Below are 11,428 nucleotides of genomic sequence, written 5' to 3' on the forward strand. Positions count from 1 at the left end.
GCTCCGCGCGCGATGGAAAGAGGCGCTTCGCGAAAGTCATCGAGCACTCCGCTCGCTCGTCGGCTCGCCGCTCGGTCACTTCACACCTGCCCACACAGTCGAGGCGGCCTCGTTGAACGGGCATCCGCCGTTCTCGAAGTGCCGGATGTACTCCTCGCGGAAGTGCTTGATGCTGGAGGTGACCGGGCTCGTGGCGCCGTCGCCGAGCGCGCAGAAGGAGCGGCCGAGGATGTTGTCGGACAGGTCGAGGAGTGTCTCGAGGTCCTCCTCGGTGCCCTGACCCGCCTCCAGCCGCTTCAGCATCAGCTTGTACCAGTACGTGCCCTCGCGACACGGAGTGCACTTTCCACAGGACTCGTGCGCGTAGAACTCGCTCCAGCGCAGCACCGCGCGGACGACGCAGACCGTCTCGTCGAAGATCTGCAGCGCCCGGGTGCCGAGCATCGAGCCCGCCGCGCCGACCGACTCGAAGTCGAGCGGCACGTCGAGGTGCTCGTCGGTGAAGATCGGCGTGGAGGAGCCGCCCGGCGTCCAGAACTTCAGCCGGTGCCCGGCGCGGATGCCGCCGGCCATGTCGAGCAGCTCGCGCAGCGTGATGCCGAGCGGCGCCTCGTACTGGCCGGGCCGGGTCACGTGGCCCGACAGGCTGAAGATGCCGAAGCCCTTGGACTTCTCGGTGCCCATCGAGGCGAACCAGTCGGCACCGTTGTCGATGATCGAGGGAACGCTCGCGATGGACTCGACGTTGTTGATCACGGTGGGCCCGCCGTACAGGCCGGCCACCGCCGGGAACGGCGGCTTGAGGCGCGGCTGGCCGCGGAACCCCTCCAGGGAGTCCAGCAGCGCCGTCTCCTCGCCGCAGATGTACGCGCCGGCGCCGCTGTGCACGATGAGCTCGAGGTCGTAGCCGGAGCCGAGGATGTTCGTGCCGATGTAGCCCGCCTCGTACGCCTCCGCGACCGCCTGCTGGAGGCGGCGGATGACGTGCAGCACCTCACCGCGCACGTAGATGAAGGCGTGGTTCGCGCGGATGGCGTACGAGCTGATGATCACGCCCTCGACCAGCGCGTGCGGGTTGGCCATCATCAGCGGGATGTCCTTGCACGTGCCCGGCTCGGACTCGTCCGCGTTGACCACCAGGTAGTGCGGCTTGCCGTCGCCCTGCGGGATGAAGCCCCACTTCATGCCGGTGGGGAAGCCGGCGCCCCCGCGTCCGCGAAGGCCGGAGTCCTTCACCGCCTGGATGATGTCGTCCTGCGGCATGCCCAGCGCGGTACGCAGCGCCCGGTAACCGCCGTCGGCCTCGTACGCCGTGCGGGTGAAGGAGTCGGGCCGGTCCCAGGACCTGGTCAGGATCGGCGTGAGGGTGGTCACTCGGCACCTCTTTCGGGCTCAGGGGCCTCCCAGCCGGACTCCTTGGCGAGCTGGAGGCCGCGCAGCGACGCGTAGCCGGCCTGCGTGCCCTCTTCGGCACGGCCGTCGTTGAAGCCCGCGAGCACGCGGGACGCCTGCTTCCAGGTGCACACCGACTCCGCGCCGCGTGAGGGGGCGACCTGCCTGCCGGCCCGGATGTCGTCGACGAGCTGCCTGGCCTTGGCCGGAGTCATGTCGTCGAAGAACTCCCAGTTGACCATCATCACCGGGGCGTAGTCGCAGGCGGCGTTGCACTCGATGCGCTCGAGGCTGACCTTGCCGTCCTCGGTCGCCTCGTCGTGGCCGACGCCGACGTACTCGCTCAGCTCGCGCCAGATCTGGTCGCCGCCCATGATCGCGCACAGGCTGTTGATGCAGACGCCGACGTGGTAGTCGCCGACCGGCTGCTGCTTGTACTGCGTGTAGAAGGTCACCACGCCGGTCACCTGCGCCGGGGTGATCCCCACCGCGTCGGCGCAGAACTCGATGCCGTCGTCGGAGACGTAGCCCTCCTCCGACTGCACCAGGTGGAGCAGCGGCAGCAGCGCCGAACGCGGCTTGGGGTATCGCGCGATGATCTCCTTCGCGTCCCGCTCGAGACGCTCCAGCACCTCAGGCCCGTACGTCATCGGTCGACTCCCCCCATCACCGGGTCGATACTCGCGACCGCCGCGATGACGTCGGCGATCATGGAACCTTCGGTCGCGGCCGGGATCGCCTGCAGGTTCGTGAAGGACGGGTCGCGGAAGTGCGCGCGGAACGGGCGCGTGCCGCCGTCGCTCACCAGGTGGCAGCCGAGCTCGCCGCGCGGCGACTCCACCGAGGCGTACACCTGGCCGGCCGGCACGCGGAAGCCCTCCGTCACCAGCTTGAAGTGGTGGATCAGCGCTTCCATGGACTGGCCCATGATGTGCGCGATGTGGTTGGGCGAGTTGCCCATGCCGTCCGGCCCGAGCGCGAGCTGCGCCGGCCAGCCGATCTTCTTGTCCTGGATCATCACCGGGCCGGACTTGGCCGAGCCGGAGCTCAGCCGGTCGAGGCACTGCTCGATGATCTTCAGGGACTCGTCCATCTCCTGCATGCGCACGAGGTAGCGGCCGTAGACGTCGCAGGTGTCCTGGGTGGCCACCTCGAAGTCGTAGGTCTCATAGCCGCAGTACGGCTGGGACTTGCGCAGGTCCCACGGCAGGCCGGTGCTGCGCACCACCGGGCCGGTCACGCCGAGCGCCATGCAGGCGGCCAGGTCGAGGTAGGCGATGTTCTTGGTCCGCGCCAGGTAGACCGGGTTGGCGTCGAGCAGCTTGCGGAGCTGCCCCAACCGGTGCCGCTCGCGCTTGACGAAGTCACCGATCTTGTCGATCGCGCCCGGCGGCAGGTCCTGCGCGACGCCGCCCGGCCGGACGTAGGCCATGTTCATGCGCAGCCCGGCGACCATCTCGAAGATGTCCAGGGCGTACTCGCGCTCGAGGAAGCCGTTGAGCATGACCGTGGTCGCGCCCAGCTCCAGGCCGAAGGTGGCGATCGCGACCAGGTGCGAGGAGATCCGGTTGATCTCCATCATCAGGACCCGGATGACCTGCGCCCGCTCGGGGACCTCGTCGGTGATGCCGAGCAGCTTCTCCACGGCGAGGCAGTAGGACGTCTCGTTGAAGATCGGCGCGAGGTAGTCCATGCGGGTGCAGAACGTGGTCCCCTGGGTCCACGTCCGGTACTCCATGTTCTTCTCGATGCCGGTGTGGAGGTAGCCGATGCCGACGCGGGCCTCGTCGACGGTCTCGCCGTCGAGGGTGAGGATGAGCCGGAGCACGCCGTGCGTGGACGGGTGCTGCGGGCCCATGTTCACGACGAGGCGGTCGTCCTCGGTCTCCTGGGCGCCCTGGACGACCTCGTCCCAGTCCTGCCCGCCGACGTTGAAGACGGTGCCCTCGGTGGCCTCTTCCGTTCCGTACGCGTCGTACTGCTGGGTCGGGCTCATACGTACGACCTCCGCTCATCCGGCGGGGGCACCGTGGCCCCGCGGTACTCGACGGGGATGCCGCCGAGGGGGTAGTCCTTGCGCTGCGGATGACCCATCCAGTCGTCCGGCATCATGATCCGCGTGAGTGCCGGGTGCCCGTCGAAGATCAGCCCGAACATGTCGTACGTCTCGCGCTCGTGCCAGTCGTCGGTCGGGTAGACCGAGACGATGGAGGGGATGTGCGGGTCGGTGTCGGGGCAGGTCACCTCGATCCGCACGCGCCGGTTGTGCGTGATCGACAAGAAGGGGTAGACCGCGTGCAGCTCGGCGCCGGTCTCGGCCGGGTAGTGCACGCCGGAGACGCCGAGGCACAGCTCGAAGCGCAGCCGCGGGTCGTCGCGCAGGGTCTTGACGACGTCGAGGAGATGCGTGCGCCGTACGACGAAGGTCAGCTCGCCGCGGTCGACGACGACGCGTTCGATCGCTTCGCCGAAGTCGGGGTAGGCCGCTTCGAGGGCGTCGGCGATCTCGTCGAACTCGCCCTCGGTGCCGGTGGTCTTCGGGCCGCCGTACGGACGCTCGGCGCCGACCTTCGGCGCCTGGCGGACGACGAGGCCGCCGAAGCCGGAGGTGTCACCGGTCGTCCGGGCGCCGAACATGCCGTGGCGCGTGATCGGCTGCTCGACCCGCTCTTCCTCGCCGTGGGCGGGGAGCTGGTCGGCGGCCTGCTCGGCCCGCTGCTCGGGGTGTTGTGAACTCATGAACTGGTCACCTGCTGCGGCTGTTCGAGGAGGGGAAGCTGCCGGAGCCGGGCCTGCTCGAGCTCCTCGATCTCCTTCTTGCGGTGCGGACCCATCTTGGTGTTCTGGATCTTGTCGTGCAGCTTGAGGATGGCGTCCAGGAGCATCTCCGGCCGCGGCGGGCAGCCGGGCAGGTAGACGTCGACGGGCACGATGTGGTCGACGCCCTGGACGATCGCGTAGTTGTTGAACATGCCGCCCGAGGAGGCGCACACGCCCATGGCGATGACCCACTTGGGCGAGGCCATCTGGTCATAGATCTGGCGCAGCACCGGCGCCATCTTCTGGCTCACCCGGCCCGCGACGATCATCAGGTCGGCCTGGCGCGGCGAGCCCGACGCGCGTTCCATGCCCCACCGGGAGAAGTCGTGGCGCGGGTCGCCCGTCGCCATCATCTCGATGGCGCAGCAGGCCAGGCCGAACGTCGCCGGCCAGACCGAACTCCTGCGCGCGTACCCGAGGACCTGCTCGACCGTGGTGAGGATGACTCCGCTGGGAAGCTTCTCTTCTAGACCCATCTCAGTCCCACTCCAGACCGCCGCGCCGCCACACATAGGCGTACGCGATGAGGACGGTGACGATGAACAGCACCATTTCCACGAGACCGAACAGACCCAGGTGGTCGAAGGCCACCGCCCACGGGTAGAGGAAAATGATCTCGATGTCGAAAACGATGAACAGCATCGCCGTCAGGTAGTACTTCACCGGGAACCGCCCGCCGCCCACGGGCTGCGGGGTGGGTTCGATGCCGCACTCGTACGCTTCGAGTCTCGCGCGGTTCCAGCGTTTCGGGCCGGTCAAAGACCCCATAATCACTGAAAAGCCCGCGAAGCCCAGTGCGAGAACACCAAGCACGACAATCGGAACATAGAGGTTCAAATCCCTACACCCCCTTCTCGGTGAAAGTCATCGAGCGCGCGTCTGACGCGGCACGGCCGTCGATCACGACCGGGATTTCCATCCTAGGCACGGCGATCATCACTTCTTTCCTCGGGGTGTCACGCCGCCGGCGCGAGTTTCGACATCGCGTTGATCACCCGGTCCATCGCGTCGCCGCCCCGCGGATCGGTGAGATTGGCGAGGAGCTTCAGCGTGAATCGCATGAGCACCGGGTGCGGCAGGCCGTGGCGCGTCGCGAACTTCATCAGGCGCGGGTCGCCGATCGCCTTCACGAAGATCCGCCCGAGCGTGTAATAGCCGCCGTACGCCTGCTTGAGGACCTGCGGGTAGTCGTGCAGGGCGAGCTCGCGCTGGGCGGCGGTCGGCCGGCCGAGCGCCTGAACGATGATCTCCGCGGCCATCTCGGCGGACTCCATCGCGTACGCGATGCCCTCACCGTTGAACGGATTGATCATCCCGCCGGCGTCGCCGACGAGCAGCAGGCCGCGCGTGTAGTGGGGAGTGCGGTTGAAGCCCATCGGCAGCGCGGCGCCGCGTACCGGGCCGGTGGCGTTCTCCTCGACGTAGCCCCACTCTTCCGGCATCCCGGCGAGCCAGCTGCGCAGCAGCGCGCGATAGTCGACGTTCTTGAAGGCGTCGCTGGTGTTGAGCAGGCCCAGGCCGACGTTGGAGGTGCCGTCGCCGACGCCGAACACCCAGCCGTAGCCGGGCAGCAGGCGTTCGCCGTCCCACAGCTCCAGCCAGGACTCGAGGTAGTCGTCGTCGTGGCGGGGGCTGGTGTAGTAGCGGCGCACGGCCACGCCCATCGGGCGGTCGTCGCGCTTGCGCAGGCCCATCGCGAGCGAGAGCCGGGTCGAGTTGCCGTCGGCCGCCACGACGAGTGGGGCGCTGAACCGGGTCTCGCCGTCGGGGGTCTTGGCCAGCACACCGGTGATCCGGCCCGTGTCGTCCAGGATCGGCTCGGTCACCGAGGTGTTCATCCGGAGCTTCGCGCCCGCGGCGACGGCGCGCTCGGCGAGGATCTGGTCGAAGTCCATCCGCGTGCGGACCAGGCCGTAGTCGGGATAGCTGGACAGGTCGGGCCAGGGCAGTTCCATGCGGACGCCGCCGCCGATGATGCGCAGGCCCTTGTTGCGGATCCAGCCGGGGGCGTCGAGATCGACACCCATCCTCAGGAGCTGCCTGGTGGCGCGGGGCGTGAGTCCGTCACCGCACACCTTCTCGCGCGGGAACACCGTCTTTTCCAGCAGGAGAACGTCGAGCCCGGCCTGGGCGAGATGGTATGCGGCAGCCGAGCCCGCCGGTCCGGCGCCGACGACGATCACGTCGGCCTCCGTCGCGGAGGTGTCCTGCGGAATTGCGGCGGGCGTCTCGATCACGAGACCTCCTCCGTCGGCCTCGCGACCAACGGTGCTGCGTTTGTCGGTGCCCTCGCTGCGCTCGGTCACGGGAATCCTCTGTGGGCATGTGGTCGGTGGTGCCGCCCGTTGGGGGTGGCGGGCTCGATGCCGTGCCGGATCGTACGGCCCTGGACGAGGCTCGGTGCGACCCGGGGTGCCATCTTCGGGTCTTGTTCTTTTGTGAAGCGCTTCACAAGCTTGCTACACGCTGAGTCTAAACCTTCTCAGAGGCTGCTCGGGAACCGCGAGGCGGCGTCGATCGTTCCCGATCATTCGGCGTGGCCCGCCTGCCGGGACGGGTTGCTCCTTGCGTAGGCTCGACGACCATGACGCGGGCATCTCTGGACAAGCAGCCGGCCGAGGTCGCGGCCATGTTCGACCGTACGGCGGCACGCTATGACCTGCTGAACGACCTGATGACGGGCGGCCTGGACCGCCGGTGGCGGCGCGAGGCCGTCCGGGCCCTGAACGCGCGCCCCGGCGAGCTGGTGCTGGACCTGGCGGCGGGCACGGGGACCTCGTCGGTGCCGATCGCCGAGGCCGGCGCGCTGGCCGTCGCCTGCGACTTCTCCCTGGGGATGCTGCGCGAGGGCGTACGCCGCCAGGGCGGGGTCCGCGGCCTGGGCTTCGCGGCGGGCGACGCGCTGCGGCTGCCGTTCGCCGACGCGTCCTTCGACGCCGTGACGATCTCCTTCGGCATCCGCAACGTCAACGACACGGTGGCGGCGCTCGCGGAGATGCTGCGGGTGACCAGGCCGGGCGGACGCCTGCTGATCTGCGAGGTCAGCCGCCCGCCGAACCCGGTCCTGCGCCGGCTGCACGGCCTGCACCTGCGGGTGGGCCTGCCGCTGATGGCCAAGGTCAGCTCGAACCCGGACTCCTACCACTACCTGGCCGAGTCGACCGCGGCCTGGCACGACCAGGAGGCCCTCGCCGCGCTGCTGCGGCAGGCCGGCTGGGAGTCCGTCCGCTACCGGAATCTCACCTTCGGGGCGGTCGCCATGCATCACGCCCGGCGCCCGGCCTGACCGGGACGCGAGCGTTGTGGTCAGGCCGCTGACCGGGACGGAGGCGCCGTCTCCCGCTCGGCGGCCATGCCCCAGAGGGTGATGAGGCCGAGCAGGACGCCGAGGACCAGCGCGCCGCCGTGGATGTTCCGCGCCGCGGCGAGGACCCCGGCGACGATCGCCGGAATGTACAAAGAGTCGGAGAGCGTCCCGGGCAGGGCGGCGCACCAGAACAGCAGCGCCTGCGGAGCGAGAGCGGGCAGGCGGGTGTCTCCGCGCCACAGCGCGATCACGACGGCCCCCTGAGGCCGCACACGGCGATGGAGTTGCCGCCGCCCACGGGGGCCCAGAAGTAGCCGACGAGCTCGGCGGCCACACCGACCCCGAAGTAGTGCAGCAGCCAGCGGGGTCGTGACAGGACCTGCTCGGCGGCGGCGCCGATGAGCGCCAGGAACAGCAGGTTGGAGAGCGTCCCGACGACGCGCCGTCCTGGACGAGCAGCGACGTGACCATCCGCCACCACTGGCCGTGCAACTCGGCCGGAGTGCGCTCGAAGCGGGCGAGCGCGCCGGACGTGGCGAACTGGGCGACGTTCGACGCCGCCGTCACGGCCAGGACGGTCATGGTGATCACGGGACGGCGGCGCTTCCCGACAAAGGAAGACCTGGTGCCACGTCCGCTGGAGGAGCACGTCGGCGACCCGGCCCGCGTGGTGCGCGAACGCGCTCCCGGCGAGTCGGCGGTCCGGGCGCTCCGCCTCGGCTTCCTGGCGGCGCTCGCGCGGTACGACGCCTCGACCGGCCTCAACGACGCACCGCACGTGCTGAGCGTGCCGCGCCTGCCGCGCGCCACACCCGCCCTTCTCCAGCGCCTCTATGCGATCAGCCATCACAGTGAGCGGCTCCTCGCCGAGGAGCTCGCCGAGCAGGCGGCCGGCCAGGGTGTGCTGCCACGCGTGGCGGCGGCCCAGCTCATCGGCGTACGCGAGGCGCTCGTCGGCGAGAACCTCCAGCGGCTGTTCGAAGGACAGAGCGGCGGCACGGCCCCACGCGGAAAAGGATGCCGAGCAGGCCTTCGACCTGCTCGAAGAGGGCCTCGGCGGCTACTGCGTACGCTGAGGCGCGCGGCCGGCGGCACCGCTGCGAGGCCCCGCGCGCGGGGCCTTGGGACAGGCCCTCGCTAGTCGGTGTCCTCGCGGGCGGCGCCCTCGGCGAGGTTCTGCCGGATGCGGCCCGCTCGCTCGGTGACCGAGCTGGAGACCGCGTCGCGCTGGCGGGACAGCAGCACGAAGCTGATGACGCCGCTGATCAGGATGGACAGCGCGAGGAGCAGGAACCCACGGGCCCCCACGAGGAAGAGCACGCCCACGGTCGCGGCGAACAGCGCGAGCCGCGACAGGGTGTAGATGATTACGGAACGCATGACGACTCGAGGCTATCTCGCCCGTCCAAGCTCCCCTCAGAGACCCTCGCTGACGACCTCCGCGTACAGGGCGGGGTCGGCGTTGCCACCGGAGACGACGGCGACGTACTTGCGCCGGTCGCCCGGCACTCCGCCGAAGCGGGCGAGGTAGGCCGCGGTCGCCACCGCGCCGCCGGGCTCGGCGACGAGACGGGCGCCGCGGGCGAGCCGCCGCATCGCCTCGCGGATCTCCTCCTCGGTCACGGTGACGATGTCGTCGACGTACCGCAGGTGCTCGAACGGCAGTTCGCCGACGCACTCGATGCGGAGCGCGTCCGCGATCGTCCGGCGCGTGTCGGCGCTGGGCCAGGAGACCCGGCGGCCGGCGCGGAACGAGGCGCGCGCGTCGGAGGCCAACTCGGGTTCCACGCCGATGACCCTGGTCTCGGGCCGCCGGGCCTTGATCGCGGTGGCGATGCCCGCGATCAGGCCGCCGCCGCTGATCGGCACGAGGACGGTGTCCACGTCCGGCGCTTCGGCGAGGATCTCCAGTCCGATGGTGCCCTGGCCCGCGATGACCCGTCGGTCGTCGAACGGCGGGATCAGCGCGTAGCCGTGCGCGGCCGCCAGCCGTTCGGAGGTCTCGACGCGCGCCTCGATGGTCGGCTCGACGTACACGATCTCGGCGCCCAGCAGGCGGCACGCGTCGGCCTTGATGGCCGGGATGGTGGTCGGCACGACGAGCACCGCCGGGACGCCGACGGCTCTCGCGGCGTACGCGACGGCCTGGGCGTGGTTTCCGCTGGAGTGCGCGATGACACCGTTCTTGCGTTCGGCCTCGGGCAGCGCACTGATCGCGTTGTAGGCGCCGCGGAGCTTGAACGAGCCGACCGGCTGTAGCGACTCCGGCTTGAGCAGGAGGGACGGACCCGACGGGGCCTGAGGAAAGGCCATCAGCGGCGTGTGAAGGACGACACCCGCCAGACGTCGGGCGGCGTCCTCGATCTCCTCCACCGTTACAAGATCGTACATACCAGCACTCTATGGGCCCGCGCACGCCACAGAGAACTGCAACCGGGCGATCACATTTCGTTATTACCCCATGTCACCAAACTACGTAGCGTGATGTTTTCCGAAAACAAGGGAGAAACCGGGCTTCAACCGGCACACTAAGAAACAGTCCTTCCGCGACGAGAGCGGGACAAAGGGGGAGAGAAAACGTGGAGAGCACGAGCGAGCGCCTGCTGACCCCAGGCGAGGTCGCTGCCCTGTTCCGGGTCGATCCGAAAACTGTGACGCGTTGGGCCGCCGCCGGGCGGATCAGTAGCATCCGCACGCCGGGCGGACACCGCCGTTTCCGGGAATCAGAGGTGCACGCACTACTACGCGGCGAGGAGAACGTCGACTCCCCCGACCTCAGCCGCTGACCTCACCTTTCCTGGCCGACGCCCCGTCCCCCGGGCGCCCTTGTCACTCTTCGGCCTGCTCGGCCTTGAATTCCTCGAACTCCTGGCGCAGCGCATCATCGTCCGCACGCCATCGCCGACGCCGGTCCGCGAACTCCTCCTCGGTGACGGACTGCTCGAGAAGCCGTTGATAATCGGGGTCATCGGGCCCGATCTCGACGTACGCCTGGCCGATCACGCTTCCGGTCTCACCGTGCGCCGCCTTTTTCTCACGCCCGGGTCCGATCACCCCCACGGGCACCCGGAGGTTCCCGTCGGGGAGTCTGATGACGTACATCGCCCCTCCCCTATATTCCGTATTTACGATTGAAGAAAAGCATCACGTTGAGCGCCGCGCGGGTGTTTCCACCGAGCATGTCCACAAGCGCGGGCCGCTGTCGCGATGCGATCGCCGCGAAGGCGTCCGCGAAGAACTCATGGCGGCCCAGATCGTCGCCCTGAATGTGAAAATCACTCGCGAAATGCGGCACACATTGCTCATACAGCGCGCGGAACTCAGGACTGTCAGACTGCCATTGCCGGGGCCCGTCTTCGACGAACTCGCCGTCGATGTCGTCGAGCGCGTGACCGACCTCGTGCAGCATTACGTCCGGAGTCGGTGAGGGCTGGTCGCCCACGACGATCGTCCGATCGCCGTACGCCCCGGCGCAGATGTCCCAGGTCGCCTTCCCGCCCGGCAGCGGAGCGCCCCGCAGGTACTGCATGTCGTCCAGATCGGGCACGCCACCCGAGCCGACGTAGATGCCGTCCAGCCCGCCGGCCAGCTTGTCCTTGAGCGCGTCGGGCAGATCGGCCAGGCTGTCGATGGCCCGTACGGCATCGGCCGGCGCCGACCTCCCGTCGGCCGCCCACTGCCGGTAGAGGATGCCCTCGAGCGCCCCGCAGTTGCGACGCCCGTCCCGCAGGTCGACGGCGTCGGGCGGGTGCGGCGCGGCGCGCGGGAGGTCCTCGTCGAGCTCGAAGTCGCGCCAGGTGTAGCGCGGCTTGGCCCGTGCGTCCGCCGCGGTGCCATCGGGGCGCTCGACGGGGCGGCGGTCCTCCGGCTCGATCTTCCGGAACCGGCCGAGCGCGTCGCGCGGCTGGA

Annotated in this window: 16 protein-coding genes; 3 read left to right on the top strand and 13 right to left on the bottom strand. The window is 69.4% G+C overall.

The annotated features are described in order from the left end of the window. Window positions 1–75: 75 nt before the first annotated feature. The 7 genes from nuoF to ACFFNX_RS29415 form a co-directional block, all read right to left on the bottom strand. Window positions 76–1,374 carry an NADH-quinone oxidoreductase subunit NuoF gene (gene nuoF, locus ACFFNX_RS29385; protein WP_378209010.1) on the bottom strand — a complete coding sequence of 433 codons (1,299 nt, stop codon included), beginning with the start codon at window positions 1,372–1,374 and terminating at the stop codon, window positions 76–78. Further along, on the bottom strand, window positions 1,371–2,042 hold the full coding sequence (gene nuoE, locus ACFFNX_RS29390; protein WP_378209011.1) for an NADH-quinone oxidoreductase subunit NuoE: 672 nt from the start codon (window positions 2,040–2,042) through the stop codon (window positions 1,371–1,373). Before nuoE ends, nuoF begins: the two co-directional genes overlap by 4 nt. Continuing rightward, complete coding sequence (locus tag ACFFNX_RS29395) at window positions 2,039–3,388, bottom strand: NADH-quinone oxidoreductase subunit D (RefSeq protein ID WP_378209013.1); 1,350 nt, start codon at window positions 3,386–3,388, stop codon at window positions 2,039–2,041. The genes nuoE and ACFFNX_RS29395 overlap by 4 nt, the downstream gene beginning before the upstream one ends. Continuing rightward, window positions 3,385–4,131 (bottom strand): NADH-quinone oxidoreductase subunit C, encoded by a 747-nt coding sequence (locus tag ACFFNX_RS29400; RefSeq protein WP_378209015.1) that lies wholly within the window; start codon window positions 4,129–4,131, stop codon window positions 3,385–3,387. Before ACFFNX_RS29400 ends, ACFFNX_RS29395 begins: the two co-directional genes overlap by 4 nt. Further along, a complete protein-coding gene (locus ACFFNX_RS29405; RefSeq protein WP_378209017.1) occupies window positions 4,128–4,688 on the bottom strand; it encodes a NuoB/complex I 20 kDa subunit family protein in 561 nt (186 codons plus the stop codon). The genes ACFFNX_RS29400 and ACFFNX_RS29405 overlap by 4 nt, the downstream gene beginning before the upstream one ends. A gap of 1 nt (window position 4,689) precedes the next feature. After that, window positions 4,690–5,049, bottom strand: coding sequence for an NADH-quinone oxidoreductase subunit A (locus ACFFNX_RS29410; RefSeq protein WP_378209019.1), 360 nt, complete (start codon window positions 5,047–5,049; stop codon window positions 4,690–4,692). Between the two features lie 119 nt (window positions 5,050–5,168). Next, window positions 5,169–6,449: a geranylgeranyl reductase family protein gene (locus ACFFNX_RS29415; protein ID WP_378209038.1), complete on the bottom strand. Its 1,281-nt coding sequence runs from the start codon at window positions 6,447–6,449 to the stop codon at window positions 5,169–5,171. A 347-nt stretch (window positions 6,450–6,796) separates the two neighbouring features. Here ACFFNX_RS29415 and ACFFNX_RS29420 point away from each other — a divergent pair, with 347 nt between their 5' ends. Further along, window positions 6,797–7,498 (top strand): class I SAM-dependent methyltransferase, encoded by a 702-nt coding sequence (locus ACFFNX_RS29420; RefSeq protein ID WP_378209021.1) that lies wholly within the window; start codon window positions 6,797–6,799, stop codon window positions 7,496–7,498. Window positions 7,499–7,518: 20 nt separating this feature from the next. Here the strand turns inward: ACFFNX_RS29420 and ACFFNX_RS29425 are convergent, their stop codons facing one another. Further along, entirely contained in the window at window positions 7,519–7,770 is a 252-nt protein-coding gene (locus ACFFNX_RS29425) for a hypothetical protein (RefSeq protein WP_378209023.1), read from the bottom strand. After that, the gene (locus ACFFNX_RS29430; RefSeq protein ID WP_378209025.1) at window positions 7,767–7,997 is read right to left on the bottom strand and encodes a hypothetical protein; all 231 of its coding nucleotides are present in this window, start codon (window positions 7,995–7,997) and stop codon (window positions 7,767–7,769) included. The genes ACFFNX_RS29425 and ACFFNX_RS29430 overlap by 4 nt, the downstream gene beginning before the upstream one ends. Here ACFFNX_RS29430 and ACFFNX_RS29435 point away from each other — a divergent pair. Continuing rightward, window positions 7,983–8,660, top strand: a complete 678-nt coding sequence (locus ACFFNX_RS29435; RefSeq protein WP_378209027.1) for a TetR/AcrR family transcriptional regulator — start codon at window positions 7,983–7,985, stop codon at window positions 8,658–8,660. The genes ACFFNX_RS29430 and ACFFNX_RS29435 overlap by 15 nt on opposite strands. On the opposite strand, the gene ACFFNX_RS29440 is transcribed toward ACFFNX_RS29435, so the two are convergent. Continuing rightward, a complete protein-coding gene (locus ACFFNX_RS29440; protein WP_378209029.1) occupies window positions 8,657–8,899 on the bottom strand; it encodes a DUF4229 domain-containing protein in 243 nt (80 codons plus the stop codon). The genes ACFFNX_RS29435 and ACFFNX_RS29440 overlap by 4 nt on opposite strands. Window positions 8,900–8,935: 36 nt before the next feature. Continuing rightward, complete coding sequence (locus ACFFNX_RS29445; protein ID WP_378209031.1) at window positions 8,936–9,910, bottom strand: threonine ammonia-lyase; 975 nt, start codon at window positions 9,908–9,910, stop codon at window positions 8,936–8,938. Window positions 9,911–10,098: 188 nt separating this feature from the next. On the opposite strand from ACFFNX_RS29445, the gene ACFFNX_RS29450 reads away from it, so the two are divergent. Then, window positions 10,099–10,305, top strand: coding sequence for a BldC family transcriptional regulator (locus ACFFNX_RS29450; RefSeq protein WP_378209033.1), 207 nt, complete (start codon window positions 10,099–10,101; stop codon window positions 10,303–10,305). A 43-nt stretch (window positions 10,306–10,348) separates the two neighbouring features. Here ACFFNX_RS29450 and ACFFNX_RS29455 read toward each other — a convergent pair whose 3' ends face one another. After that, entirely contained in the window at window positions 10,349–10,621 is a 273-nt protein-coding gene (locus ACFFNX_RS29455) for a hypothetical protein (protein WP_378209034.1), read from the bottom strand. A gap of 10 nt (window positions 10,622–10,631) precedes the next feature. Continuing rightward, window positions 10,632–11,428: hypothetical protein (locus ACFFNX_RS29460; RefSeq protein ID WP_378209036.1), on the bottom strand; the 797-nt coding region annotated here is incomplete at its 5' end.

Source organism: Actinoallomurus acaciae (assembly GCF_042429965.1).
Lineage (GTDB): Bacteria > Actinomycetota > Actinomycetes > Streptosporangiales > Streptosporangiaceae > Actinoallomurus > Actinoallomurus acaciae.

What these genes read in the sequence shown, in the direction of transcription:
- nuoE (WP_378209011.1), bottom strand. Translation starts at nt 2,042, where the DNA reads ATGACGTACGGGCCTGAGGTGCTGGAGCGTCTCGAGCGGGACGCGAAG.
- ACFFNX_RS29395 (WP_378209013.1), bottom strand. Translation starts at nt 3,388, where the DNA reads ATGAGCCCGACCCAGCAGTACGACGCGTACGGAACGGAAGAGGCCACC.
- ACFFNX_RS29400 (WP_378209015.1), bottom strand. Translation starts at nt 4,131, where the DNA reads ATGAGTTCACAACACCCCGAGCAGCGGGCCGAGCAGGCCGCCGACCAG.
- ACFFNX_RS29405 (WP_378209017.1), bottom strand. Translation starts at nt 4,688, where the DNA reads ATGGGTCTAGAAGAGAAGCTTCCCAGCGGAGTCATCCTCACCACGGTC.
- ACFFNX_RS29420 (WP_378209021.1), top strand. Translation starts at nt 6,797, where the DNA reads ATGACGCGGGCATCTCTGGACAAGCAGCCGGCCGAGGTCGCGGCCATG.
- ACFFNX_RS29440 (WP_378209029.1), bottom strand. Translation starts at nt 8,899, where the DNA reads ATGCGTTCCGTAATCATCTACACCCTGTCGCGGCTCGCGCTGTTCGCC.
- ACFFNX_RS29445 (WP_378209031.1), bottom strand. Translation starts at nt 9,910, where the DNA reads ATGTACGATCTTGTAACGGTGGAGGAGATCGAGGACGCCGCCCGACGT.
- ACFFNX_RS29455 (WP_378209034.1), bottom strand. Translation starts at nt 10,621, where the DNA reads ATGTACGTCATCAGACTCCCCGACGGGAACCTCCGGGTGCCCGTGGGG.